The organism is Buttiauxella massiliensis (assembly GCF_902500225.1).
GTDB lineage: Bacteria > Pseudomonadota > Gammaproteobacteria > Enterobacterales > Enterobacteriaceae > Buttiauxella > Buttiauxella massiliensis.
In genome coordinates this window covers 49219-75212 of the sequence record NZ_LR722649.1, presented here as the reverse complement: position 1 = coordinate 75212, position 25994 = coordinate 49219, and the positions used below count along the sequence as shown (strand labels likewise).

General features: G+C 48.6%; 32 protein-coding genes. 17 read left to right on the top strand and 15 right to left on the bottom strand.

Annotated elements, in window-relative coordinates; translation table 11 throughout:
• The first annotated feature begins 16 nt into the window (after positions 1–16).
• Positions 17–310, top strand: coding sequence for a ribosome assembly RNA-binding protein YhbY (yhbY, locus tag GC128_RS02665; protein WP_064514066.1), 294 nt, complete (start codon positions 17–19; stop codon positions 308–310).
• Positions 311–416: 106 nt separating this feature from the next.
• On the opposite strand, the gene greA is transcribed toward yhbY, so the two are convergent.
• On the bottom strand, positions 417–893 hold the full coding sequence (greA, locus tag GC128_RS02660) for a transcription elongation factor GreA (RefSeq protein ID WP_034459707.1): 477 nt from the start codon (positions 891–893) through the stop codon (positions 417–419).
• Positions 894–1147: 254 nt separating this feature from the next.
• Between greA and dacB the strand changes: the two genes are divergently transcribed.
• Genes dacB through pmrB form a run of 3 tightly spaced genes read left to right on the top strand, consistent with a single transcriptional unit; the run spans position 1148 to position 4302 of the window.
• Positions 1148–2581, top strand: a complete 1434-nt coding sequence (gene dacB / locus GC128_RS02655) for a serine-type D-Ala-D-Ala carboxypeptidase (protein WP_151992989.1) — start codon at positions 1148–1150, stop codon at positions 2579–2581.
• Between the two features lie 3 nt (positions 2582–2584).
• Positions 2585–3247, top strand: a complete 663-nt coding sequence (pmrA, locus tag GC128_RS02650; protein ID WP_151992988.1) for a two-component system response regulator PmrA — start codon at positions 2585–2587, stop codon at positions 3245–3247.
• Positions 3244–4302 carry a two-component system sensor histidine kinase PmrB gene (gene pmrB / locus GC128_RS02645; RefSeq protein ID WP_151992987.1) on the top strand — a complete coding sequence of 353 codons (1059 nt, stop codon included), beginning with the start codon at positions 3244–3246 and terminating at the stop codon, positions 4300–4302. Before pmrA ends, pmrB begins: the two co-directional genes overlap by 4 nt.
• 41 nt (positions 4303–4343) lie before the next feature.
• Here pmrB and cgtA read toward each other — a convergent pair whose 3' ends face one another.
• The 4 genes from cgtA to rplU form a co-directional block, all read right to left on the bottom strand.
• Positions 4344–5516, bottom strand: coding sequence for an Obg family GTPase CgtA (gene cgtA / locus GC128_RS02640; RefSeq protein WP_151992986.1), 1173 nt, complete (start codon positions 5514–5516; stop codon positions 4344–4346).
• Between the two features lie 16 nt (positions 5517–5532).
• Positions 5533–6498 (bottom strand): DMT family transporter, encoded by a 966-nt coding sequence (locus tag GC128_RS02635; RefSeq protein ID WP_151992985.1) that lies wholly within the window; start codon positions 6496–6498, stop codon positions 5533–5535.
• A gap of 118 nt (positions 6499–6616) precedes the next feature.
• A complete protein-coding gene (rpmA, locus tag GC128_RS02630; RefSeq protein WP_024549632.1) occupies positions 6617–6874 on the bottom strand; it encodes a 50S ribosomal protein L27 in 258 nt (85 codons plus the stop codon).
• Positions 6875–6892: 18 nt separating this feature from the next.
• Positions 6893–7204, bottom strand: a complete 312-nt coding sequence (rplU, locus tag GC128_RS02625) for a 50S ribosomal protein L21 (protein ID WP_034498836.1) — start codon at positions 7202–7204, stop codon at positions 6893–6895.
• Between the two features lie 261 nt (positions 7205–7465).
• Between rplU and ispB the strand changes: the two genes are divergently transcribed.
• Entirely contained in the window at positions 7466–8437 is a 972-nt protein-coding gene (gene ispB / locus GC128_RS02620; RefSeq protein ID WP_064514078.1) for an octaprenyl diphosphate synthase, read from the top strand.
• Between the two features lie 224 nt (positions 8438–8661).
• Positions 8662–8925 carry a DNA-binding transcriptional regulator SfsB gene (gene sfsB / locus GC128_RS02615; RefSeq protein ID WP_151992984.1) on the top strand — a complete coding sequence of 88 codons (264 nt, stop codon included), beginning with the start codon at positions 8662–8664 and terminating at the stop codon, positions 8923–8925.
• Positions 8926–8967: 42 nt separating this feature from the next.
• Here the strand turns inward: sfsB and murA are convergent, their stop codons facing one another.
• The 7 genes from murA to mlaF form a co-directional block, all read right to left on the bottom strand.
• Complete coding sequence (gene murA / locus GC128_RS02610) at positions 8968–10236, bottom strand: UDP-N-acetylglucosamine 1-carboxyvinyltransferase (RefSeq protein WP_034459732.1); 1269 nt, start codon at positions 10234–10236, stop codon at positions 8968–8970.
• A gap of 53 nt (positions 10237–10289) precedes the next feature.
• On the bottom strand, positions 10290–10544 hold the full coding sequence (gene ibaG, locus GC128_RS02605) for a BolA family iron metabolism protein IbaG (protein WP_151992983.1): 255 nt from the start codon (positions 10542–10544) through the stop codon (positions 10290–10292).
• A 125-nt stretch (positions 10545–10669) separates the two neighbouring features.
• Positions 10670–10972, bottom strand: a complete 303-nt coding sequence (gene mlaB / locus GC128_RS02600; RefSeq protein WP_151992982.1) for a lipid asymmetry maintenance protein MlaB — start codon at positions 10970–10972, stop codon at positions 10670–10672.
• Positions 10972–11601 carry a phospholipid-binding protein MlaC gene (gene mlaC / locus GC128_RS02595; protein ID WP_151992981.1) on the bottom strand — a complete coding sequence of 210 codons (630 nt, stop codon included), beginning with the start codon at positions 11599–11601 and terminating at the stop codon, positions 10972–10974. Before mlaC ends, mlaB begins: the two co-directional genes overlap by 1 nt.
• 18 nt (positions 11602–11619) lie before the next feature.
• Positions 11620–12171, bottom strand: coding sequence for an outer membrane lipid asymmetry maintenance protein MlaD (mlaD, locus tag GC128_RS02590; protein WP_134184814.1), 552 nt, complete (start codon positions 12169–12171; stop codon positions 11620–11622).
• A 4-nt stretch (positions 12172–12175) separates the two neighbouring features.
• Positions 12176–12958, bottom strand: coding sequence for a lipid asymmetry maintenance ABC transporter permease subunit MlaE (gene mlaE, locus GC128_RS02585; RefSeq protein WP_151992980.1), 783 nt, complete (start codon positions 12956–12958; stop codon positions 12176–12178).
• Positions 12959–12965: 7 nt separating this feature from the next.
• Positions 12966–13781, bottom strand: coding sequence for a phospholipid ABC transporter ATP-binding protein MlaF (gene mlaF, locus GC128_RS02580; RefSeq protein WP_064514090.1), 816 nt, complete (start codon positions 13779–13781; stop codon positions 12966–12968).
• Positions 13782–14010: 229 nt separating this feature from the next.
• Here mlaF and GC128_RS02575 point away from each other — a divergent pair, with 229 nt between their 5' ends.
• The 11 genes from GC128_RS02575 (at position 14011) to npr (ending at position 22001) form a co-directional block, all read left to right on the top strand.
• On the top strand, positions 14011–14988 hold the full coding sequence (locus GC128_RS02575; RefSeq protein ID WP_151992979.1) for a calcium/sodium antiporter: 978 nt from the start codon (positions 14011–14013) through the stop codon (positions 14986–14988).
• Between the two features lie 15 nt (positions 14989–15003).
• Positions 15004–15990, top strand: a complete 987-nt coding sequence (gene kdsD, locus GC128_RS02570) for an arabinose-5-phosphate isomerase KdsD (RefSeq protein ID WP_151992978.1) — start codon at positions 15004–15006, stop codon at positions 15988–15990.
• Positions 15991–16006: 16 nt separating this feature from the next.
• A complete protein-coding gene (gene kdsC, locus GC128_RS02565) occupies positions 16007–16573 on the top strand; it encodes a 3-deoxy-manno-octulosonate-8-phosphatase KdsC (RefSeq protein ID WP_151992977.1) in 567 nt (188 codons plus the stop codon).
• Complete coding sequence (gene lptC, locus GC128_RS02560) at positions 16570–17145, top strand: LPS export ABC transporter periplasmic protein LptC (RefSeq protein ID WP_151992976.1); 576 nt, start codon at positions 16570–16572, stop codon at positions 17143–17145. Before kdsC ends, lptC begins: the two co-directional genes overlap by 4 nt.
• Complete coding sequence (lptA, locus tag GC128_RS02555; RefSeq protein ID WP_151992975.1) at positions 17114–17674, top strand: lipopolysaccharide ABC transporter substrate-binding protein LptA; 561 nt, start codon at positions 17114–17116, stop codon at positions 17672–17674. The genes lptC and lptA overlap by 32 nt, the downstream gene beginning before the upstream one ends.
• A gap of 6 nt (positions 17675–17680) precedes the next feature.
• On the top strand, positions 17681–18406 hold the full coding sequence (gene lptB, locus GC128_RS02550; protein WP_151992974.1) for an LPS export ABC transporter ATP-binding protein: 726 nt from the start codon (positions 17681–17683) through the stop codon (positions 18404–18406).
• Positions 18407–18510: 104 nt separating this feature from the next.
• Positions 18511–19944, top strand: coding sequence for an RNA polymerase factor sigma-54 (gene rpoN, locus GC128_RS02545; RefSeq protein ID WP_151992973.1), 1434 nt, complete (start codon positions 18511–18513; stop codon positions 19942–19944).
• Between the two features lie 22 nt (positions 19945–19966).
• A complete protein-coding gene (hpf, locus tag GC128_RS02540) occupies positions 19967–20254 on the top strand; it encodes a ribosome hibernation promoting factor (RefSeq protein WP_151992972.1) in 288 nt (95 codons plus the stop codon).
• 78 nt (positions 20255–20332) lie between these two features.
• The gene (ptsN, locus tag GC128_RS02535; protein WP_151992971.1) at positions 20333–20824 is read left to right on the top strand and encodes a PTS IIA-like nitrogen regulatory protein PtsN; all 492 of its coding nucleotides are present in this window, start codon (positions 20333–20335) and stop codon (positions 20822–20824) included.
• Positions 20825–20877: 53 nt separating this feature from the next.
• Entirely contained in the window at positions 20878–21732 is an 855-nt protein-coding gene (gene rapZ / locus GC128_RS02530) for an RNase adapter RapZ (RefSeq protein ID WP_034459766.1), read from the top strand.
• Positions 21729–22001: a PTS phosphocarrier protein NPr gene (gene npr / locus GC128_RS02525; RefSeq protein WP_034459769.1), complete on the top strand. Its 273-nt coding sequence runs from the start codon at positions 21729–21731 to the stop codon at positions 21999–22001. The genes rapZ and npr overlap by 4 nt, the downstream gene beginning before the upstream one ends.
• 1 nt (position 22002) lies before the next feature.
• On the opposite strand, the gene mtgA is transcribed toward npr, so the two are convergent.
• From mtgA to arcB, 3 genes are all read right to left on the bottom strand, one after another.
• Positions 22003–22731: a monofunctional biosynthetic peptidoglycan transglycosylase gene (mtgA, locus tag GC128_RS02520; RefSeq protein ID WP_151992970.1), complete on the bottom strand. Its 729-nt coding sequence runs from the start codon at positions 22729–22731 to the stop codon at positions 22003–22005.
• Positions 22728–23381, bottom strand: coding sequence for an isoprenoid biosynthesis glyoxalase ElbB (elbB, locus tag GC128_RS02515; RefSeq protein ID WP_151992969.1), 654 nt, complete (start codon positions 23379–23381; stop codon positions 22728–22730). The genes mtgA and elbB overlap by 4 nt, the downstream gene beginning before the upstream one ends.
• A 234-nt stretch (positions 23382–23615) precedes the next feature.
• Positions 23616–25964: an aerobic respiration two-component sensor histidine kinase ArcB gene (gene arcB, locus GC128_RS02510; protein WP_151992968.1), complete on the bottom strand. Its 2349-nt coding sequence runs from the start codon at positions 25962–25964 to the stop codon at positions 23616–23618.
• Positions 25965–25994 lie beyond the last annotated feature (30 nt).

Sequence of the window (25994 nt, the reverse complement as noted above, 5' to 3'; positions counted from 1 at the left end):
GTAAGCAAAAAATACGATGAATCTGAGTACTAAACAAAAACAGCACCTGAAAGGTCTTGCTCATCCGCTCAAGCCAGTAGTTATGCTTGGCAATAACGGTTTGACCGAAGGGGTACTGGCCGAGATTGAACAAGCGCTTGAACATCATGAGTTAATCAAGGTGAAAATCGCAACGGAAGATCGCGAAACTAAAACCTTGATCGTGGATGCCATCGTGCGTGAAACCGGCGCCTGTAACGTACAGGTTATCGGTAAAACGCTGGTGCTCTATCGCGCGTCTAAAGAGCGCAAAATCTCTCTGCCAAAATAAGCAGAGAGTGTGCAAAATGCCACGCTCTGTTAGTTGATAAAAGGCCGCGGTGCGGCCTTTTTCCTTTCTTTACAATACGCCACGCTATAAAAAAGCGTAGCAGATATTATAAATATTCCACTTTTAGTATTTCGAACTCAACATCACCGCCCGGCGTGCGGATAACAACAACATCCTCCTGCTCTTTGCCCACAAGGCCACGAGCAATCGGTGAGTTCACTGAAATAAGATTCTGTTTAAAATCAGCTTCATCATCACCAACAATGCGATAAGTCTGCTCTTCGTCGTTATCCAGATTCAAAACCGTAACGCTCGCGCCAAAAATGACACGGCCATTGTTTGGCATTTTGGTGATATCGATAATCTGAGCGTTAGACAGCTTCGCTTCGATATCCTGGATACGGCCTTCACAAAAACCCTGTTGCTCACGTGCGGCATGGTACTCAGCGTTTTCTTTCAGATCGCCATGTTCGCGAGCATCAGCAATTGCGGCAATAATTTGTGGGCGACGCACAGACTTCAGGAAATCCAGCTCTTCACGTAATCTTTCTGCGCCACGTAGGGTCATCGGAATAGGTTGCATTGTTATACCTCTTCAAAACTTTCCTGTTCAGAATTACCAAACGGCATTCCTGAATCCAGAGCCTGGTTTGCTTTAAATAAGCCAAACCCCTGGCACTAAGCAAAATAAAACTGACCCGGAGCAAAGCACCAGGTCAGGAACGGTTTCCAAATTGACCTGTATTTTACCCTGGAGTTCACTAAGGGTCATCGTTTACTTTGCACTGCGATGCACCGTAGTATGACGATACGTTTCCAGGTTGTTACCGCGAGATTATGCGATTTTTTAGATTTGTCATTGGATTGACCAGCGCTGTGGTGTTTACCGTCCAGGCCGCCAACGTTGAAGACTTTACTTCCCAGCTCCCCGCTGGCGCGAACCTGGCTTTGATGGTGCAAAAAATTGGTGCGCCGGCCCCATTGATTGATTATCACAGTCAACAGATGGCGCTGCCCGCAAGTACCCAAAAAGTCATCACGGCTCTGGCAGCATTATTACAATTGGGCCCAGATTTCAGGTTTAACACCACGCTTGAAAGTAATGCACAAGTCAGTAACGGTGTATTACAAGGTGACCTTATTGCCCGATTTGGTGGCGATCCTACGCTAAAACGTCAGGATATTCGCAATATGGTCGCTGTCCTGAAAAAATCAGGCGTACAGCAAATTCAGGGTAATGTACTGATCGACACATCCATATTCGCCAGTCATGACAAAGCGCCTGGCTGGCCGTGGAATGATATGACTCAGTGTTTTAGCGCCCCGCCTGCTGCTGCAATTGTCGACCGAAACTGTTTTTCTGTTTCGCTCTATAGTGCCCCAAAAGCTGAAGATTTAGCCTTCATCCGCATCGCTTCCTACTATCCTGTGGTTATGTTCAGCCAGGTTAGAACTCTCGCCAAAGGCTCACCAGATGCACAATATTGTGAACTGGATGTGGTGCCAGGCGACCTGAATCGCTTTACGCTTACCGGCTGCATGACACAACGTGCAGACCCCCTCCCGCTAGCCTTCGCAATACAGGATGGAGCCAGTTACGCAGGCGCGATTTTGAAAGCCGAACTGAAAGAGGCCGGGATAAGCTACAGCGGGACCTTATTGCGTCAGACGCAATCCAATACCCCAGGAACGGTAATTGCCAGCAAGCAATCTGCACCACTGCACGATTTGCTAAAGGTAATGCTGAAGAAATCAGACAACATGATCGCCGATACTGTTTTTCGAACCATCGGCCATAACCGTTTTGGCGTCCCAGGGACCTGGCGTTCAGGTGCTGACGCAGTACGACAAATCCTGCGACAAAAAGCGGGTGTCGATTTAGGTAATAGTATCGTGGTAGATGGTTCGGGGTTGTCTCGACATAATCTGATTTCACCCGCCACCATGATGCAGGTGTTGCAATACATCGCCCAGAATGACACTGAGCTTAACTTTATCTCAATGTTACCGTTGGCCGGTTATGACGGCTCGCTGCAGTATCGTGCTGGCCTACATCAGGCGGGTGTTGACGGCAAAGTTTCGGCTAAGACAGGCTCACTGCAAGGTGTATATAACCTTGCAGGATTTATCACCACTGCCAGCGGCCAGCGCATGGCCTTTGTGCAATATTTGTCAGGCTATGCTGTTGAGCCTGCCGATCAACGTAACCGTCGTATCCCATTAGTGCGCTTTGAAAGTCGTCTCTATAAGGATATCTACCAGAATAATTGAGTTATGAAACTGCTGATTGTTGAAGACGATTTACTGTTACGGGAAGGCTTAGTGCTGGCATTAAACAACGAGGGTTATGCTCTCGATTGTGCAACGACAGCCGCCGAAGCGGATGCACTGATAGAAAGTGGTGAATATGGCATGATCATCCTCGATCTTGGCCTACCAGACAAAGATGGTGCCACTCTTTTGAGGCAATGGCGACGCCGTAGTATCAGTACACCAGTGTTGATATTAACAGCACGTGACGCTCTTGAAGATCGCGTTAACGGTCTGGACTCTGGTGCCGATGATTATCTGGTCAAACCCTTTGCTCTAGCTGAATTACAAGCCCGTACGCGGGCATTGATTCGCCGCTATCAGGGACATAGCGATAACCTTCTTCAGCATGATGATCTGACACTCAACCTGCAAACTCAGCAAGTGCTGCTACAAGATCTGCCTGTTGAAATCACGCCAAAAGAGTTCGCGTTACTCACACGCTTGATGATGCGAATCGGGCAAACGGTGCACCGTGAAACATTACAACAAGATATCTACAGTTGGCAGGATGACCCTGGCTCAAATACGTTAGAAGTGCATATCCACAATCTTCGACGCAAGCTAGGCAAAGACAGAATAAAAACCGTGCGTGGTGTTGGCTATCGACTGGAGAGCCGAACATGAACAGCATGCGCCAGCGTTTGATGATTCTTCTCGCTCTTATTCTTTTGTTTTTCCAGCTAATTAGTGTCATTTGGTTATGGCATGAAAGTCGTGAGCAAATCAGTTTCCTGGTCAGTGAAACGCTGTCTGCCAAGGCACGAAATCAGCATGTAGAGAAAGAGATCCGCGAAGCTATTGCTTCATTGCTGGTTCCTTCCCTGGTGATGATTGGTTTCACATTGTTCTTCTCTTTCTGGGCGATCACCTGGATTACCCGTCCATTGAATCGCCTGCGCACCAGCCTTGCTAATCGTTCCGCTGATAATCTTACCCCTCTGCCAATGTATTCAGACATGGAAGAGATGGTTGCCGTCACCAATTCACTGAATCAATTGCTGGCAAGGCTTGCTCATACTATTCAGCAAGAACGCTTATTTACTGCAGATGCCGCCCATGAGCTTCGTACGCCGCTTGCCGGCATCCGACTACACCTAGAGTTGATGGCAAACTCAGGCGTTCAGCAAGCCCCTATGTTGTTGGAGCGAATAGATCAGCTGATGCATACCATAGAGCAGTTGCTGATGCTCTCGCGTGCAGGGCAGGCTCTGGCGAGTGGGCATTACGATACGTTGAACTGGCAACGCGACATTATTTCGCCGCTCAAAATGGAAATGGACGAAATGGTCACCTTGCGCGAGCAAACCATCATCTGGGCAAAAGAAAGTGAAAATATGGTGCAAGGGGATGCGGTGTTGCTGCGCCTGATGCTACGTAACCTGCTGGAAAATGCATCCCGTTACAGCCCGATGAAAAGCATTATAACGGTTTCGTTAGACGCTCAGGGTGCTGGCGCGTCATTGATGGTTGCTGATCAGGGACCTGGAATTAATGAACAGCACCGCAAGACGATTACCGACCCGTTCCGTCGTATGGATGAACGTTATGGTGGCAGTGGTCTTGGGTTGAATATTGTCCAGCGTATTGTGCAGTTACACCATGGTAGATTAGATTTGGAAAACGGCCCTGACGGGGTTGGTCTGCTAGCAAGTTGTTGGATACCTTCGCAGAGCCAATAAAAAAAGGCCGGAAAAATTCCGGCCTTTTTTTAGATAACGTCTTATTTCTGGTAGATGATTTCGACACCTTCGTCGTCATCTTCATCCCAGTCGTCATCCCAGTCTTCGTCTTCTTCCGCTTCCACTGCATCGAGTTGCTGCTGATGATAGTCATCCCACATGAACTCAACTTTTTCCGGTGCAATCGGCTGGAGCTCAGCGATTTTCGGGTTAGCAATGATGAAGTCCATTACATCCCAGCACAGCGCATTAACGCCTTCGCGGTTAACTGCAGAGATCAGGTAGTATTTCTCTTCCCAGCCCATTGCGGTCGCAATTTCTTTTGCACGCGCTTCGGCGTCTTCTTTGCTCATCAAATCGCATTTGTTGAATACCAACCAGCGTGGCTTCTCAGCAAGTTTCTCGCTGTATTTCTCCAACTCACCAATGATGACTCGGCCATTTTCAACCGGATCGGATTCATCAATTGGTGCGATATCGATGAGGTGCAACAGCACGCGGCAACGCTCAAGGTGTTTCAGGAAGCGGATGCCGAGGCCTGCGCCATCAGCTGCACCTTCGATAAGCCCTGGAATATCGGCAACCACAAAGCTCTTCTCGTTATCCATACGAACAACGCCAAGGCTTGGGATCAGAGTAGTAAACGGATAATCCGCTACTTTTGGTTTTGCCGCAGAGACAGAACGAATAAAGGTAGATTTACCCGCATTTGGCAAACCAAGCATACCCACGTCTGCCAACAGCAGCAGCTCAAGTTGGATATCACGCTTCTCACCTGGGGTACCCATGGTTTTCTGGCGTGGTGTACGGTTTACAGATGACTTGAAACGGGTGTTACCCAAACCGTGCCAGCCGCCTTTAGCAACCATCAGCTTCTGACCATGCTGGGTCATGTCACCCATAGTCTCGCCAGTGCCTTGATCGATAACACGCGTCCCTACAGGTACTTTAACGGTAATGTCTTTACCACGTTTACCGGTACAGTCACGGCTCTGGCCATTTTGACCACGTTCAGCGCGGAAAGATTTCTCAAAGCGATAGTCGATAAGGGTGTTGAGGTTTTCGTCAGCCTCAAGCCACACATCACCGCCATCACCGCCATCACCACCGTCCGGGCCACCTCTGGGAATATATTTTTCACGACGGAAGCTAACGCAGCCGTTACCGCCATCACCTGCTACGACCAGGATCGTTGCTTCATCAACAAACTTCATTTCACTTCTCCGTAAATCATTCGCCCGAACGTTGTACTGGAAGAACAGCTTCGGTTTTGCGCCAGCGTCCCCAAAGACGGTGACCAATGGCTGAATACATCGCACCTGCAACCACGATAAACGCGCCGCAATAACCCACAAGGTTAAGTAACGGCATGGCGAAGAAATCGGGCCAGGCTAACGCTAATAAATCTGAAAATAGCAAAGTAAACAGCGGAGTTAGCGTAATAATGGCGCTAACCTGTGCCGCCTGCCACCGTGCCATGGCTTCTGCCAGTGCCCCATACCCAACCAGTGTATTCAGGCCACAGAAAACTAAACACGCCAGTTGCCAATTACTGAGTTGGAAGATTTTATCCAACTGAGCCAATGGAAAAAGCGCAAGAGTACATAAAGTGTACAGCAAAAAGAGGATCTGTTGCGAGGCCAGGCGGCGTAATAATACCTTCTGCGCCACACCATAGGTGACCCACACTGTCGCCGCCAGAACACCGAAAATCACCCCAAGGGTGTAATCTGTCAGGCGGGTAAAAATTTCTATCAGGCTGGTATTAAAAAACATCACCAACCCGCAAAGTAACATTATGGCTCCGATGACCTGCGTGCCGCGCATTTTCTCTTTTAGCACCACCACACTTGCCACCATCATTCCCACTGGGGAAAGCTGGCCAATAACCTGTGATGCCGTCGGGCTTAAATACTGTAGTGATGAACTAAACAGCAAAAAGTTGCCGAACAAGCCACCCGTTGCAATCGCGAGTAGGCCCAACCAACGTGGCTTTCTGAACAACGCCAACGGAGGCAATTTTCCGCGTATAGCGAGAATGCTACCCAAACCCAGACTTGCCATCAGGAAGCGATAAAAAACAACTGTTGGCGGTTCCATTACCGTCAGCACCTGTTTCATCGCTATTGGCAATGCACCCCAGCAAATTGCTGTTGTAAGCGCCAGGAGAATGCCAATCCCTGCCTGCTGTTTCATGATCTAATCCTGCAACCCGAAATCTGAAGAAAATACTTCATTGATTTACCGGTCGCAGAATGTAAAAAGCCCCGCAACGTGTTGCGGGGCTTCTATCCGTTACCGGGACGCGAAAAACTTATTCAGCAACGATGCTGATGAACTTACGGTTTTTCGGACCTTTAACTTCGAACTTAACTTTACCGTCAGTCAAAGCGAACAGAGTATGATCTTTGCCGCAACCTACGTTGGTGCCAGCGTGGAATTTAGTACCACGTTGACGAACGATAATGCTGCCTGCCAGAACTGCTTCTCCGCCGAAACGTTTTACGCCCAGACGTTTAGCTTCGGAATCGCGACCGTTACGAGTAGAGCCGCCAGCCTTTTTATGTGCCATTTAATATGCTCCCCTGTATTAAGCGCTGATGCCGGTGATTTTCACATCAGTGAACCACTGACGATGACCCTGCTGCTTACGGTAGTGTTTACGACGACGAAACTTAACAATCTTAATTTTCTCGCCACGACCATGAGCAACAATTTCAGCTTTAACTACGCCGCCATCGACGAAAGGAACGCCGATTTTGATTTCTTCACCATTAGCGATCATCAGAACTTCTGCGAACTCAACTGCTTCGCCAGTTGCGATGTCCAGCTTTTCCAGGCGAATGGTTTGACCTTCGCTTACTCGGTGTTGTTTACCACCACTTTGGAAAACCGCGTACATATAAAACTCCGCTTTCCGCACGCACCCTACGTATGTTTCAGGTGGCGCTATAAATATTCACAATAGGGCGCGAATATTACGCAAAACGAGAGCCTTTGACAAGCCCTGTCATGAAACAGAGTAGAAAAAAAACGCAACATCACACCAGCCGTTTATCTGCCTCGTTTTTTCAGTACAATCTGTACTACATTATTACTCCTCTACCCTCACGTGATTCCATAAAGACATGTGGTAAACAGGACTTTAAGCCAGACTTTTGCGATGAATTTAGAAAAAATTAACGAGTTAACCGCGCAAGATATGGCGGGAGTCAATGCGGTCATCCTTGAACAGTTGAATTCAGATGTCCAATTGATCAATCAGTTAGGGTATTACATCGTCAGTGGCGGTGGTAAACGTATCCGCCCAATGATTGCTGTTCTTGCTGCTCGCACGCTTGGTTATCAGGGTAGCGCGCATATCAATATTGCGGCTCTCATTGAATTTATCCACACCGCGACACTGCTTCATGATGATGTCGTTGATGAGTCAGATATGCGTCGCGGGAAGGCAACGGCTAACGCGGCATTTGGCAATGCCGCGAGTGTACTAGTTGGTGATTTTATTTATACCCGCGCATTCCAGATGATGACTCAACTAGGCTCGCTCAAGGTTCTGGAAGTGATGTCCGAAGCGGTGAATGTCATTGCCGAGGGTGAAGTTCTGCAATTGATGAATTGTAATGACCCTGATATTACTGAAGAAAGCTATATGCGGGTGATTTACAGCAAAACAGCGCGTTTGTTCGAAGCTGCAGCTCAATGCTCAGGTATTTTAGCTGATGCAACTGCGGAACAAGAACTCGCACTTCAGGATTATGGCCGCTATCTCGGGACTGCTTTCCAGCTTATCGACGATCTTCTGGACTATAGTGCCGATGGCCAAACGCTTGGTAAAAATGTGGGTGATGACCTGAACGAAGGCAAGCCGACTCTACCTTTACTGCACGCAATGCGTAACGGTAACGCTGAGCAAGCCAAAATGATTCGTGAGGCTATTGAGCAAGGCAACGGGCGTCATTTACTGCAGCCAGTGTTAGATGCTATGGCGGCCTGTGGCTCGCTGGAATGGACTCAACTTCGAGCAGAACAAGAAGCTGACAAAGCTATTTCAGCTCTGAATGTTCTGCCTGAAAGCGAGTACAAAGAAGCTTTAATTGCTCTGGCCCGCATGGCTGTTCAACGCGATCGTTAATCTTTATTTAGTGCGCCGTTCAAAGGCGCACTAAGTTTCCAATAAATTTATTCCAGCCCTCAAAACCACTCTCCCTATAATCCTGTATTCATTGGTTTCATTCACTTTGTGTGTGTTAACACAAATTTGAATTTTTACGCTATTTATTGGAGTCTTTTGGATCCATGCTGTGCTATAACCGCAATTGAGTAAACCGGTAAATAGAAGCGGTTACAGGGAGAAACATGGAAAGTAACAATACTGACTGGCACCCGGCAGATATCATTGCAGGGCTACGCAAACGCGGAACATCACTTGCGGCTGAATCACGGAAAGCAGGTCTAAGCTCCTCAACTTTGGCTAATACGTTGACACGACCCTGGCCAAAAGGTGAATTAATCATCGCACAGGCACTGGAAACTTCACCTTGGGTGATTTGGCCTTCACGCTACTACGATCCGCAAACTCATCAGTTCATTGACCGAATGAGTCTGATGCGGAAAAGATAAAAAAAACCGGGCAAGCCCGGTTTTTCTTTTTAACAACGAATTTTATTCGCCGCTATTTCCTTTCACACGTTCAATCTTCGCACCTAACGCCTGAAGTTTATCTTCAATGCGCTCGTAGCCACGATCGATGTGGTAAATACGATCAACCACGGTGGTCCCTTCTGCGATACAACCCGCCAGAACGAGGCTTGCTGACGCGCGCAGGTCGGTTGCCATTACTTGTGCACCAGATAGCTTCTCAACGCCGTGGCAAATCACTGTATTGCTCTCAATCTCTGCATGTGCGCCCATACGGATAAGTTCTGGGACGTGCATGAAGCGATTTTCAAAAATAGTTTCAGTGATAACACCAGTACCTTCCGCCACGAGGTTCAACAAAGTGAACTGAGCCTGCATGTCTGTAGGGAAGCCTGGGTGCGGCGCAGTACGGATTGTCACACCTTTCGGACGCTTACCGTGCATATCCAGGCTAACCCAATCTTCGCCAACTTCAACATCGGCACCCGCTTCGCGCAGTTTCGCCAGTACCGCATCAAGCGTGTCTGGTTGAGCATTACGGCAAACAATTTTTCCACCAGAAATCGCAGCTGCTACCAGGAAAGTACCGGTTTCGATACGATCTGGCACCACACGATAAACACCGCCACCCAGACGTTCAACACCCTGGATAGTAATGCGATCGGTGCCTGCACCAGTTATTTTCGCACCCAGCGTGTTGAGGAAGTTCGCTGTATCGACGATCTCCGGCTCACGGGCTGCGTTTTCAATGATAGTTGTACCTTCAGCAAGAGTTGCAGCACTCATGATGGTGACAGTGGCGCCTACGCTCACTTTATCCATCACAATATGCGCGCCCTTCAGACGGCCCTGAACAGAAGCTTTAACGTAGCCTTCTTCCAGTTTGATTTCCGCACCGAGCTGTTCAAGACCTGTAATGTGCAAATCAACCGGACGTGCGCCAATGGCACAGCCGCCAGGTAAAGAAACCTGGCCCTGGCCAAAACGTGCGACCAAAGGCCCAAGCGCCCAGATAGAAGCACGCATGGTTTTAACCAGATCATAAGGCGCACAGAAGATATTTACTTCACTGGCGTCAATCCACACTGAACCGTTACGTTCAACTTTGGTACCCAACTGGCTTAACAGCTTCATTGTGGTATCAATGTCTTTCAGTTTTGGAACGTTTTGAATCTCAACTGGCTCTTCGGCCAACAGTGCTGCGAAGAGGATCGGCAGCGCGGCGTTCTTCGCCCCGGAGATCGTCACTTCACCACTTAGTCGGGTTGGCCCCTGAACTCGAAATTTATCCATTGCAACTGCTCTCTATTAAATTCAAATCGTTACAACCCGCCGTGGCGAATTGCTCAAAGACCATTAAGTTTACGATCGCGATCCCACTCTTGCGGAGTATAGGTCTTGATGGAAACCGCATGGATACGGTTATCAGCAATCAGCTCCATCAATGGCGCATAAACTGTTTGTTGCTTCTTCACGCGACTTAACTCGGCGAATAACTCACCCACCGCAATCACCTGAAAATGGCTGCCATCGCCTGAGACGTGGACTTCCTGGAGGGGCAGTGCGTTCATCAGCACTGTCTGAATTTCATGATTTTCCATGGGATATAATTCGTCGGTTAAGGAAACAAGCCACACATCTTAGAGGAAAGTGGCGCAGGCTTAAATAAGCAAAAAGCCCCTGATCCAATTAGATCAGGGGCAATGATAGTAACGCTATGAAAACACTAGCCTGCAAATGCAGGAAGGATGTCTTCTGGCAGGTTATAAAGTTTAGTCAGCGTCTGTAAGTTCTCGCTGGCGCCCTGGAGTTCTATCTCAACATTTTGACGCCTGGCGAAATCCACAAGATGAATCAAAAGCGCTAAACCTGAAGTATCAACACGCGATAAACCAGAGAGGTTCAACACTTTGATACCTGCCATGATTTGCTCACGCTGGCGCCATACTGGCCCCACCGTATCGCTATCTAACTCACCCGCCAGGTGCAACGTTGCGGCTTCACGCTGCCAGTTAAGTTCGTCAGCCATTACTTTTTATTTTCCAGGGTAATTGGCAGTTTAGAGATTGATTGCAGCTGAGAAGTCAAACCATCAATCCCTTTGGTACGCAGGATATCGCTCCACTCGTTTTGCTTAGTGGTAATCATGCTGACACCTTCAGCAATCATGTCGTAAGCCTGCCAGTTACCAGTTTGTGTGTTTTTGCGCCACTGGAAATCAAGACGCACAGGTGGACGGCCGTTTGGATCAACGATCGTTACGCGAATCGCCACAATGGTGGCATCACCCAGAGGCTGCTCAGGTGCGATTTGGTAGGATTGCCCGTTATACATCGCAAGCGCCTGGCCATAGGCCTGTTTCAGATACGCTTCGAACGCTTTGAAGTAGGCATCACGCTGTGCAGGGGTTGCATCTTTGTAGTAACGCCCCAGTACCAGTGCACCCGCGTATTTCACCTGCACATATGGCAGAAGTTCTTGCCCAACAACTTCACGCAAATAATCGGGATTTTGACGAATTTTAGGCTGCTCATTTTTCAATCTGTCAAATGTTTTTTGCGCCGCTTCACCCATCAATTTGTACGGGTTACTTTGATCCGCAGCATTCGCCAGCGGTGCAATAATCAACATGGCAATCATAATAAGTCTTTTAAACATTAAACTTTTCCTCTTAGATTAGTGCGTCGTGCCAGGCTGTGGCGCTGCACTATTATTCTCTGAATCCTGCGATGAGGAATCCTCTGATTTCTGATTATCGCCATTACCGCTCTTATACAAGAATTGGCCAATCAGATCTTCCAGCACCAGGGCTGATTTAGTGTCCTGAATCGTGCCGCCCTCTTTAAGGATAGATGAACCGAGTTCAGGGTCATCAAAACCAAGGTTCAGTGCGAGGTATTGCTCACCGAGTAAACCTGAAGTGCGGATAGCCAACGAACTGGTGTCAGGAATATGGTTATAGCGTTCTTCGATATCCAGAGTGACTCGCGGTAAGTAAGTTTTTGGATCAAGCGTAATGTCATCAACGCGTCCAATCACCACGCCGCCAAGGCGTAATGGAGAACCGGTTTTCAGGCTACCTATGTTATCAAACGTCGCGTAAACCCGATACGTTGGCTCACTGCGCAGCGAAGTGACATTAGCCACTTTCAGACACAAGAAGACGATGGCTGCCAATGCAATAATTAAAAATGCCCCAACCCCAGTTTCAAATTTCTTAGTTTGCATGAACTTAATTCCCAAACATCAGTGCAGTGAGCACAAAATCCAGCCCTAAAACGGCCAATGAAGCGTGCACAACGGTTCGTGTTGTTGCCCGGCTAATCCCTGCGGACGTAGGAATAGCATCGTAGCCATTGAATAACGCAATCCAGGTCACGGTTATCGCAAACACTACGCTCTTGATAACACAGTAAATCAGATCGGTACGCCAGTTGACGGCATCTTGCATGGCAGACCAGAAGAACCCAGAGTCGATTCCCTTCCAGTTCACACCAACCAGTGCCCCTCCCCATACCCCTACTGCGACAAAGATAAGCGTCAGTAATGGCAAGGAAATTACACCAGCCCAGAAACGAGGAGAAACGACACGGCGCAAAGGATCAACCGCCATCATCTCCATACTGGAAAGCTGTTCTGTTGCTTTCATCAGGCCAATTTCTGCGGTCAAAGCCGAACCTGCGCGTCCGGCAAACAACAGCGCTGCCACGACAGGCCCAAGCTCACGCATTAGAGACAAGGCAACCAGCATCCCCAGGCTTGATTCCGCACTATAAGTAGTCAGAACTAAGTAGCCCTGCAAGCCAAGAACCATGCCGATAAACAGACCAGAAACAATGATAATCAGCAGCGACAATACGCCGACGTTATACAACTGGCGAATCAGCAATGGCGCATGTTTGCGGAATTCCGGTTTCCCTACCAGCGCATTAAAAAGCATTATCCCAGCCCGGCCGAATGACGCGCAGGTTTTCAGTCCCCGCTGCCCGAACGATGCCAGTGCATTAAAGAGCATGAGTAACTTAACTCCCTGTTTTTGATAATAAGTCATTCCGATAATCCGTTGCTGGATAGCGGAACGGTACTGGCCCATCGGCAATACCATCAAGGAACTGACGAACCCGAGGGTCACAATTTTCGCGCAAGGCGGTTGGAGTCCCTTCAGCGACGATATGCTGATCAGCTGCAATATAGGCGTAATCCGCAATGCTCAGCACTTCAGGTACATCATGCGAAACCACAATACAGGTCACACCCAGTGCGCTGTTTAATTCTGAAATCAGTTTAACCAGCACACCCATTGTAATAGGGTCCTGACCAACGAATGGCTCATCAAACATAATAAGGTCAGGTTCGAGTGCTATGGCACGCGCAAGTGCGGCTCGTCGAGCCATACCGCCAGAGAGTTCGTTTGGCATCAGTTTAGCGGCCCCACGTAATCCCACCGCCTCAAGCTTCATCATAACGGTGCTATGCAGCAACTCCTCCGGTAAGCGGCGATGTTCGCGAAGCGGGTACGCCACATTTTCGAAGACATTGAGATCGGTAAATAACGCGCCGGATTGAAACAGCATGCTCATACGTTTACGCACGTTATATAGTCGTGAGCGCGACATTGCCGGCACGTTTTCACCGTCGAACAGGATTTCGCCATTGTCAGGCTGAATTTGACCACCAATCAGCCGCAGCAATGTCGTTTTACCAATGCCCGATGGCCCCATGATGGCGGTAATTTTGCCACGGGGCACGTTCAGGGAAATATTGTCAAAGATGCGCCGACTGCCGCGAGTAAAACTAACATCGCGAATTTCGACCAGATTCGTCTGCGTCTGGCTCATCATCTTTCCTTTTATCAAGTTCACGGACGAAGCATTGGATAGCAACTCAGTTCCAACCCAACATTTTCACAGAATGTTATCAGCCCTGATTAGCGAAAACTGGCATTTGTTTTACTTTTCTGCCACATAAAGTCAGAATTAAGAATTCATCATGGCCTACAGATCTGTATGCTCTGCCGGTACTTTCACAGCAAGAGACCGGCGATTATACCTGAATAAAGGATTTTGCATGCTGTTAGCTACAGCTCTGTTAATTATCGGTTTGCTTTTGGTCGTCTATGGCGCGGATCGTCTGGTGTTCGCCGCCTCGATACTTTGCCGTAGTTTCGGCGTTCCGCCACTCCTTATCGGTTTAACCGTTGTTAGCATCGGGACATCATTACCTGAACTGCTCGTTGCAAGCTCTGCTGCTCTAAATGGCCAATTGAATTTAGCGGTGGGGACAGCATTAGGTTCGAATATCACCAATATCTTACTGATTCTCGGCTTAGCGGCACTTTTGCATCCATTTACCGTGAATTCCGATATTCTACGGCGTGAATTACCCCTAATGTTAGTCGTCAGTGGCGTGATCGGCTGGCTTCTTTTTGATAACCAGCTTAGCCGTCTTGATGGCGTAATACTGATTGCTGTCGCAGTAGCTTATCTGCTGTTTACGATTAAAATAGCTCGCCTTGCCGGAAATGAAGGTGCTGACAACCTGACCCGCGAACAGCTGGCAGAGCTTCCTCGTGAAGGGAGCCGTCCCGTCGCATTTTTATGGCTCGCCGTGGCTTTAATTATTATGCCGATGGCCACTCGCATGGTTATCGATAACGCCAGCGTACTGGCACATTACTTTGGCATAAGCGAGTTAGTGATTGGCCTGACGATTATTGCTGTGGGCACGAGCCTGCCTGAACTTGCAACGACCATCGCAGGTGCACGTAAAGGTGAAGACGATATTGCGATTGGCAATATCATCGGCTCGAACATATTCAATATTGTTTTGGTATTGGGTATTCCTGCCTTGATTGCACCGGGTGAAATTGACCCACATGCCTTTGCTCGTGACTATTGGGTCATGTTGGTAGTCAGTGCCATTTTTGCAGTACTTTGCTGGCGTAAATCACGCTCTATCGGCAAGGCAGCAGGTGCTCTGTTAACATGTAGTTTCTTCGTATGGATTGTGATGCTGTGGTTTATTGCATCACCTGTCGTAGGGTAAAGCGGAACGGAAATTATGTCACAGATAGAATTACAACCGGGTTTTGACTTTCAGCAAGCAGGTAAAGAAGTACTGAAGATCGAACGTGAAGGCCTGGATCAGCTTGGGCAATACATCAACACAGACTTCTCTGCGGCCTGTGAAAAAATGTTTTATTGCCAGGGCAAAGTCGTTGTCATGGGTATGGGCAAATCCGGTCACATTGGTAAAAAGATGGCGGCAACTTTTGCAAGTACCGGTACACCTTCGTTTTTCGTCCACCCAGGTGAAGCAAGCCATGGCGACCTCGGCATGGTTAGCACGCAAGATATTGTTATCGCTATTTCTAACTCTGGCGAATCTAACGAAATTCTGGCGCTGATTCCGGTTCTCAAACGATTGCAGGTACCACTGATTTGCATCACAAGTCGCCCGGAAAGCTCAATGGGCAAAGCGGCCGACGTCCATCTTTGTGTCAAGGTTCCCCAGGAAGCTTGCCCGTTAGGACTGGCTCCAACGTCCAGCACCACGGCAACGCTTGTGATGGGTGACGCACTTGCTGTTGCTCTGCTGAAAGCTCGTGGCTTTACTGCAGAAGATTTTGCTCTTTCTCACCCAGGCGGTGCATTGGGACGTAAACTGTTATTACGTGTCAGCGATATTATGCACACTGGCGATGAGATCCCGCATGTCAGTAAAGATGCTTCATTGCGCGATGCATTACTGGAAATAACGCGCAAAAATATGGGTATGACCGTAATCTGTGACTCCCTGATGAAAATTGAAGGGATCTTTACTGATGGTGATTTACGTCGAGTCTTTGATATGGGCGTTGATCTCCACTCCCTGAATATTGCAGATGTCATGACTGTCGGCGGAATTCGTGTTCGCCCAACGCTATTGGCGGTTGATGCACTGAACTTGATGCAGTCCCGCCATATAACCTCAGTACTGGTTGCAGATGGCGAGCAACTACTGGGTGTGGTACATATGCATGACATGCTACGCGCAGGCGTGGTTTAACAAAGGATTAGCCTTAATGAGTAACCATGAAGCGTCTCTTGCCACTTGTTATGGGCCTGTAAGCACGCGCGTGATGGAGCAGGCAGCAAACGTGCGCCTGCTTATTTTAGACGTTGACGGTGTAATGTCTGACGGCCTGATTTATATGGGTAATAGCGGCGAAGAGCTGAAAGCATTCAACGTCCGTGATGGCTATGGAATTCGCTGTGCACTAACCTCTGATATCGAAGTGGCGATTATTACTGGCCGGAAAGCAAAACTTCTTGAGGACAGGTGCGAAACGCTTGGCATCACCCATCTTTATCAAGGGCAATCTGACAAGCTGCTGGCTTTTCAGGATCTATTAGATAAGCTCGCCATTCCAGCTGAGCAAGTGGCTTATGTCGGGGATGATTTAATCGACTGGCCTGTAATGGCTAAAGTGGGTTTGAGTGTCGCGGTTGCGGATGCTCATCCTTTACTTATTCCTCGTGCCGACTACGTTACACGTATTGCTGGCGGACGAGGAGCAGTACGCGAAGTCTGCGATCTCCTTTTACTGGCTCAAGGAAAGCTTGATGAGGCCAAAGGGCTATCTATATGAGTAAGACCAGACGTTGGGTTATCATCCTGCTTTCATTGCTGGCACTGGTATTGATTGGTGTAAATCTGGTCGAAAAAGACACTGTTGCACCACAAACAGTGAATAGTAACGAGCCAACCTATAAAAGTGAACATTCTACGACCCTCGCCTACAGTCCTGAAGGTGCTTTAAATTATCGGCTGGTCGCAGAACACGTTGAATACTTTTCCGATACCGCTGTTTCGTGGTTCACCAATCCGGTGATGACACAGTATGACGAAAACAAAGTGGCAACCTGGTCATTACGGGCAGATCGCGCCAAACTAACTAACGATCGGATGCTGTATTTGTACGGAAATGTGGTGCTGACAGCCCTGACACCAGATTCACAGCTACGCAAAATTACCACGGACAATGCGCAGGTTAATTTAGTCACTCAGGATGTTGCCTCTGATGACCAGGTAACCTTGTACGGAACCAGCTTTAACTCTACCGGCCTCAAAATGCGTGGAAACTTACGCAGCAAAAATGCCGAGCTGATTGAAAAGGTTAGAACATCCTATGAAATCCAGAATAAACAAACTCAGCCGTAATTTAGTACTGACCAGTACGCTTTTAGCCGCCAGTTTTTCGGCATTTGCGCTGACCGGTGATACCGATCAGCCGATTCACATTGAATCTGACCAACAGTCGCTGGATATGCAAGGCAACGTCGTCACCTTCACCGGCAATGTGATAGTGACGCAAGGCAGTATCAAAATTAACGCCGATAAAGTCGTTGTGACTCGCCCGGGCGGTGAGCAAGGTAAAGAAGTGATTGATGGTTATGGTAATCCTGCCACTTTCTATCAGATGCAGGATAGCGGTAAGCCTGTAAGCGGCCACTCAGCGACCATGCACTATGAGTTGCAAAACGACTTTGTGGTTCTGACCGGTAATGCATATCTGGAACAGGTAGATAGCAATATCAAGGGCGACAAAATTACCTATCTGGTTAAAGAACAGAAGATGCAGGCCTTTAGCGAAAAAGGTAAACGTGTCACCACCGTTCTGGTTCCTTCTCAGTTGCAGAAGAAAGACGGCAAAGCTGCTCCAGCACCTGCCCCGAAAAAGAGTAACTAATTCGTTATGGCTACTTTAATTGCAAAACATCTCGCCAAAGCCTACAAAGGCCGCCGCGTTGTTGAAGATGTCAGCCTGACCGTTAAATCAGGTGAAATTGTCGGTTTACTTGGCCCTAACGGTGCAGGCAAAACCACGACTTTTTACATGGTTGTTGGCATTGTTCCACGTGATGCTGGCAACATCATTATTGATGACGAAGACATTAGTCTTCTGCCGCTCCATGCTCGCGCCCGTCGTGGGATTGGATATTTACCGCAAGAAGCGTCAATTTTCCGTCGCTTGAGCGTGTTCGATAACTTGATGGCAGTCCTGCAAATTCGTGATGACCTTAGCGCTGAACAGCGCGAAGACCGCGCGAATGAGTTGATGGAAGAGTTTCACATTGAGCATCTGCGCGATAACCTCGGGCAGTCTCTGTCTGGTGGTGAGCGCCGTCGTGTTGAAATTGCCCGCGCTTTGGCTGCAAACCCGAAATTTATTCTTTTGGACGAACCTTTTGCAGGTGTTGACCCAATCTCCGTCATCGACATCAAGCGGATTATCGAGCACTTGCGCGATAGCGGGCTTGGTGTGCTGATTACTGACCATAACGTACGCGAAACGTTGGCCGTGTGTGAACGAGCTTACATCGTAAGCCAGGGCCAGTTAATTGCCCATGGCACGCCTGCGGAAATCCTGGAAGATGAGCATGTTAAGCGCGTCTATCTGGGCGAAGAGTTCAGACTCTGATAGGGTAGGAAGTATAATTATTAATACTCTGGGTAATTCGAGTTGCCCACGTTCCTGCAACTTGAAGTATGCCGGGTATACACCTGAGGAAGCTCGCTCTGAATATGAAGCAAGGTTTGCAATTACGGCTTAGCCAACAACTTGCTATGACTCCACAGTTACAGCAGGCAATTCGCCTGTTGCAGCTGTCAACGTTAGAGCTGCAGCAAGAACTCCAACAAGCCCTGGAAAGTAACCCACTGCTTGAGCAAACCGATCTGCATGAAGAAATTGAAACTCAGGAAGTTCGCGAAAATGAAGCTTTAGACACTCGTGAGGCGCTTGAACAAAAAGAGATGCCTGACGAATTGCCGTTAGATACCAGCTGGGACGAAATCTATACCGCCGGTTCCCCATCGGGCGCCGGTTCAGATTATAGTGACGATGAGTTGCCGATTTATCAGGGGGAAACGACTCAGTCACTCCAGGATTACCTGATGTGGCAGGTCGATTTAACCCCGTTCTCTGATACCGACACCGCCATTGCGACATCTATTGTTGATGCCGTTGACGAAATGGGCTATCTCACGGTTTCGCTGGAAGAAATTCTGGAAAGCATGGGCGATGAAGAAATCACCATCGACGAAGTGGAGGCGGTACTTAAACGCGTCCAGCGTTTTGATCCTGTTGGAGTTGCCGCACGCGATCTACGCGATTGCTTACTCATCCAGCTTTCTCAATTTGCCCGTGAAACACCGTGGCTGACCGAGGCACGACTGATTGTCAGCGATCATCTGGATCTGCTCGCCAATCATGATTTCCGTAGCCTGATGCGCGTCACTCGCCTGAAAGAAGAAGTTCTGAAAGAGGCAATGTGCCTGATTCAGTCTCTGGATCCACGCCCAGGCCAATCGATTCAAACCAGTGAACCCGAATATGTCATTCCCGATATTCTGGTCAAAAAGCTTCAGGGGCGCTGGACGGTAGAATTAAACGCCGACAGCATTCCACGCCTTAAAATTAATCAGCAGTACGCTGCGATGGGCACCAATGCCCGCAATGACAGCGACTCGCAATTTATTCGCAGTAACCTGCAAGAAGCGAAGTGGTTGATTAAAAGTCTTGAAAGTCGCAACGATACGCTGCTGCGTGTCAGTCGCTGTATCGTTGAGCAGCAACAAGGTTTTTTTGAGCACGGCGAAGAGCACATGAAACCGATGGTTCTTGCTGATATCGCCCAGGTAGTCGAAATGCATGAATCGACTATTTCCCGTGTGACCACGCAAAAATATTTGCACAGTCCACGCGGCATTTTTGAATTGAAGTATTTCTTCTCCAGCCATGTGAATACCGAAGGCGGAGGCGAGGCCTCCTCTACGGCGATTCGGGCACTGGTGAAGAAATTAATTGCTGCGGAAAACCCTGCGAAACCTCTCAGTGATAGCAAGTTAACGACTATGCTATCCGATCAGGGGATCATGGTGGCACGCCGCACTGTTGCGAAGTACCGAGAGTCTTTATCCATACCACCGTCAAATCAGCGTAAACAGCTGGTATGACTTAACCGATAAGGAAGACACTATGCAGCTCAACATTACAGGACATAACGTCGAAATCACTGACGCACTGCGCGATTTTGTGAGTACGAAGTTTGCCAAACTGGAGCAGTACTTCGATAGAATTAACCAGGTCTACATTGTGTTAAAGGTGGAAAAGGTCACGCATATTGCCGATGCGACGCTTCATGTGAATGGTGGTGAAATCCATGCAAGCTCTGATGGCCAGGATATGTATGCGGCAATTGATGGCTTAATTGATAAACTGGCGCGCCAGTTAACCAAACATAAAGATAAACTAAAACAACACTGATAATCCGGGCAACTGTTCCAGCATAGACGGCTCGTTACTTAACGGGCCGTTAGCATAACAGGGTGCTTAGGTGAACTTATGATGAACAACGATTCTGCTCTACAACTTAGTAATGTCCTGAACAAGGAATGTACTCGTACCAACGTACATTGCCAGAGTAAAAAACGTGCACTGGAAATCATCAGTGAGCTGGCAGCAAAGCAACTCGGTCTGCCACCACAAGTGGTTTTTGAAGCCGTGCTGACGCGCGAACGTATGGGGAGTACCGGTATCGGTAACGGTATCGCTATACCTCACGGGAAGCTGGAAGAAGATACCACCCGCGCCGTTGGGGTGTTTATTAAACTGGAGACCCCTATCGCATTTGATGCGATTGATAACCAGCCGGTAGACCTCATGTTTGCGCTGCTTGTACCGGCGGATCAAACAAAAACGCATTTGCACACTTTATCTCTGGTGGCAAAGCGTCTGGCAGACAAAACAATTTGTCGACGCCTGCGTTCTGCGCAAAGCGATGAAGAGCTTTATCAGATCATTACCGAAACAGAAAATGGTAGTGAAAGTGAATAATCTGGCTGTGGTTGTGTTGACATCACAGCAAGAGAAGTTGGGGGAGTGAAAAAATGGTGCTGATGATCGTCAGCGGCCGCTCTGGTTCAGGGAAGTCTGTAGCCTTGCGTGCACTAGAAGATATGGGATTCTACTGCGTAGATAATCTACCAGTGGTGCTGTTACCTGATCTTGCCAAAACTCTCGCAGAGCGAAAAATTTCTGCGGCAGTGAGCATCGACGTGCGTAACATGCCGGAAAACCCGGAAATTTTTGAACAGGCGATGAGTAATCTGCCTGACTCATTCTCGCCACAATTGTTATTCCTCGACGCCGATCGCAATACGCTGATCCGTCGTTATAGCGACACGCGTCGATTGCATCCACTTTCCAGCAAAAATCTTTCGTTAGAAAGTGCTATTGATGAAGAAAGTGACCTGCTGGAGCCACTGAAATCCAGAGCTGATCTGATTATCGATACCTCTGAAATGTCAGTGCACGAACTTGCGGAAATGTTGCGTACGCGTCTGCTCGGCAAGCGTGAACGCGAATTGACTATGGTGTTCGAGTCCTTCGGCTTCAAACACGGTATTCCAATCGATGCTGACTACGTGTTCGACGTGCGCTTCCTGCCAAACCCGCACTGGGATCCTAAACTTCGTCCGATGACCGGTCTCGACAGACCCGTCGCTGCGTTCCTTGACCGTCACACCGAAGTGCACAATTTTATCTACCAGACACGCAGCTATCTTGAGCAGTGGTTACCAATGCTGGAGACCAACAACCGCAGCTATTTGACTGTGGCAATTGGTTGTACAGGCGGTAAACACCGTTCAGTTTATATTGCTGAGCAACTGGCAGACTATTTCCGTTCGCGCGGCAAAAATGTGCAATCCCGTCACCGTACGCTGGAAAAACGCAAAACATGACCGTAAAACAGACCGTTGAGATCACCAACAAACTGGGCATGCACGCGCGCCCAGCGATGAAGCTGTTCGAATTAGTGCAAAGCTTTGATGCCGAGGTGATGCTGCGTAACGAGGCAGGCACGGAGGCGGAAGCCAACAGCGTGATTGCATTGCTGATGCTGGATTCCGCTAAAGGTGGACACATCGAAATTGAAGTTACCGGCCCTGAAGAAGAGCAAGCCTTGAATGCGGTTATCGCCCTGTTTAATTCAGGTTTTGACGAAGACTAATTTACTTCAGCTCATTCTGCGCCATGAATGACTCGCCACCCAACTGGCGCATCTGGCGCAATATCCATTGCTGCCGCTGGCGTACATAGCCAGAAGGTGCATTCGCTTTAAAGCGAATCGGATTGGGCAAGACAGCAGCCAGCAATGCCGCTTCTGATGCCGTCAGACGGCTTGCCGGTTTGTGGAAATAGCGTTGTGAAGCGGCTTCCACACCAAAAATCCCCTCGCCAAATTCCGCGATATTTAGATAAACCGTGAGAATGCGGCGTTTAGTCCAGACGGCCTCCATACCCAGCGTTAACCCAGCCTCAAGACCTTTACGGACATAGCTACGTCCATCCCACAAGAACAAGTTCTTGGCAGTTTGCTGAGAAAGTGTCGATGCGCCGCGAACGCGATTTTCATTACGTTCATTATGGGCAATGGCCTTTTCGATAGCATTAACATCAAATCCCCAGTGGTCGGGAAATTTCTGGTCTTCTGCCGCAATAACGGCAAGCCCCATCAGCGGTGAGATCTCATCCATACTCACCCAATCCGAATGAGCTACGTAACCGAAATCACCGCTAAACCAAGCGCTGAGCTGCCTCTCTACCATTACGGCTGAAAACGGCACAGGCAAAAAGCTAAACAGAATAATCCCCGCCAGCCAGACTCCGGCGAAAGCCAGTACACCGCGAAATAGCCAGCGCCTCAGGGTACTCAAGAGCGCAATTCGCCCTTTCTTCATGCAGTCATATCCACAACGCGAGCGACCAGTTTCTCGATGCCCAATGCGGCTTCATCAATGCGTGTTGCCAACATATAAGCTGGTGTAGTCACTACTTTTTGCTCTTCATCAACCACGATATCATCGACCGGGCAAGGGACATGTTCTGCCCCCATCTCTTCAACTATTTCTGCGGTGTCGATATCCGTGCCAATAGTCAAACGCACTGGTACATCAAGAATCTTTGGCAACATCACAGGAGCAATACAGATAAAACCAAGAGGCTTACCCTGCGCGTGACAATCCCTGGCAAGGCGACGTAAATCGCTATCTATCTGACACTCACTGCCTTTACTGGCAAAATCACACAGATTTTTTGCCGCACCAAAGCCACCTGGAACAATCAACGCATCCAGTTCGTTGGCATCGGCCTGCTCCAGGGGAGTAATAGCTCCACGGGTAATTCGAGCAGCTTCAACCAGTACATTACGATGCTCAATAGACTTATTATTAGTCAGGTGATTAATAACATCTGCTTGAGGTTTATCAGGTGCAAAACAAACAGCTTCAGCGCCAGAGCGAGCGATTGCCAATAGAGTAATAACAGCTTCTTGAATCTCGCTACCGTCGTAAACCCCACTGCCACTAAGCACCACACCAATCTTCTTCATTCGGCCATTCCTATTGATCATGCGATAGTTATCATCAGTTATTATGATTTGATCGCTATGCTTCACACATTTTACTGATTCACGTAACAAATCATTTAAGATTTGCTATCTTAATGCCTGAGCAGCATACGAGATTATCGGCTGCGCCGACTGGATAAAAACTTATAACTTACGGCGCAACCGGACTTTTCCCTGGTGTTGGCGCAGAATTCGCGCACCCCGGTTTATCCGGGGTCATTTTTTGGGGGCGTTCGCAACCCAGGCTTTCAGAACATCAACATCGTGTTGCCATTCGTGCTTCAATTCTTCAATCCACTCACCCACATTTTCTGACCAGGCTGGTAAGTCCGGCGACTGAATTTGCTGAGCAACTTGCTGCAAATGGCGTAGCCCAATAGAACCCGCTGCACCTTTAATTTTATGGCCTTCTTCCACCACACCTTTCTGGTCGCGAGCGGTCATATTGGAATCCAACACACTCAGGTAACCCGGCATCATTTTTTCAAACATCGCCAGTCCATCAGTAATCAGTTTTGGTCCTACTAAGTCCATGTACTGCTCAAGCATCGGAATATCGAGCAAGGCTTGTTGCTTTTCACTATTAACTTGAGACATTGGAGACTCCTTTTCAGACTCTGACTTTTGGTTATCCCAGAATTTTTGGATCATCGCCATCAACGCCGGAACTGCGAGTGGTTTGCTCAGCACGTCATCCATGCCAGCATCCAGATACTCTTTTTTATCTTTCAATACGTTAGCAGTCAAGGCCACCAGCGGCGGTAAATCTTCGCGGGCGTAACGTGTTGTCAGCTGACGGGAAATATCCAGCCCCGTCATATCAGGCAACTGAATATCCAACAGCACCAGGTCATATTCTCCTGGGGTGAATTTTTCTAACGCCTCTTTGCCCGTCATTGCGACATCTACGCTATTACCGAGCTTCTCAAGCACCGAGCGTGCAACAATCACATTGAGTTCAATGTCTTCCACCAGCAACACGTGTAATGCTGGCAGCGGCATTTCGTCTTCTTCGAGGGTATCTTCAACTTCATCCGCCACACGCGGTGCCTGAATGGTCAGGGTAAACAGAGAGCCTTCACCCGGCTTACTGCTAACGGTAATATCGCCACCCATGCTCTTAGCCAGACGGCGCGATACCGCAAGACCAATCCCCGTACCGGTTGCTGGTTTACCACCGTGGCTATCTTTCACCTGATAATACATGGCGAAGATCTTGTCCTGCTCATCCTGCGGAATACCAATGCCGGAATCCTGCACTGCGAAGCGCAGTGTATTCTCTTCTTCATACTGCACACGCACAGCGACTAACCCGCCTTTCGGGGTGAACTTCACGGCGTTGCTGATGAGGTTCCACAGGATCTGGCGCAAACGCGTACCGTCCGTCACCACTTTATGCGGCAACGGCAAGGTTGGGTTCATTTCAAGCGTCAGCCCTTTTTGCTGCGCCTGCAAGCCGGAGAGGTTTTCGAGATCAGCAAGGAAACTGGTGAAATCAATTGGTTGGTTATCAAGCTGAACCTTACGGCGCTCAAGCTTATCCATATCAATGATATCGTTGAAAATATTACCGAGCGTGATCGCCGAAACGTGAATGGTCTTGAGATAATTTGTTTGTTCAGGATTCAGTTCAGTATCAAGCAAGATACGGCTTAAACCGACTATACCGTTCAGCGGTGTACGTAGTTCGTGGCTGATCGTAGAAATAAAGGTAGTTTTGTCACGGCTGGCGCGCTCAAGCGCATCCTGATAACGCTTACGCTCAGTAATATCGCGACCAAAGCCCATCAAGCCATGGCGTTTGCCGACACGGTCGTAATAAGGCACTTTACGAATTTCAAAGCAGGCTTTGCGCCCGTCGGGGTAATCCAGCCATTGTTCGTAGGTGAGGGAAACATTATGACGGAAAACTTTTTCGTCCGTTTCGATAACCTTCTGCGCCGCTTCTGGCGAATAGACATCTTCCGGTTTCAGGCTTATCAGCTGTTTTTCGCTTTTGCCCGTCAGCAGTTCCATCGCACGGTTACAGCCGGAAAACTCTTTGTCCTCATTACGATAGAAAACCAGGTCCGGGGAAGCATCAAGGAATGAGCGTAAGAATGACGACTGCTGCTCAAGCTGGAGTTGCGTTTCTTCACGCTCCTGCATCTCGACCTTAAGCTGTTCCAGCATTGTCTGGCGTTCATTTTCCGCTTTAACGCGATCGGCGATTTCCTGGTTCAACTGCGCAATGTTGTCTTTGAGCTGCACATTGAGTTTTAGATCGCGTTCGCGCATCTCCTCGAGTTTTTGCACCAGCTTTGAAAGCCGCTGACGCGACTCTTCGAGTTGCTCAACCACCACAGAAAGGAAATAGACAGCCCAGGGGGTAATTAGCAAGCCAAAAAAGATAGAACGGACGACATCAATACTTTCAACCTGGCCGCGTAATAACATCGTCACGGCCATTTGTACCACGATAGCCAACACCACAAGGGCTGAGGCCAGTAACAAAGAGAAGCGCACTAATCCGAGCTTCACCATCAAATCAACGTAATATTGTGCCAGTAACCGGATTTGCTTCATGGAACGTTTCCCTCGCTTACAATCTGCTAA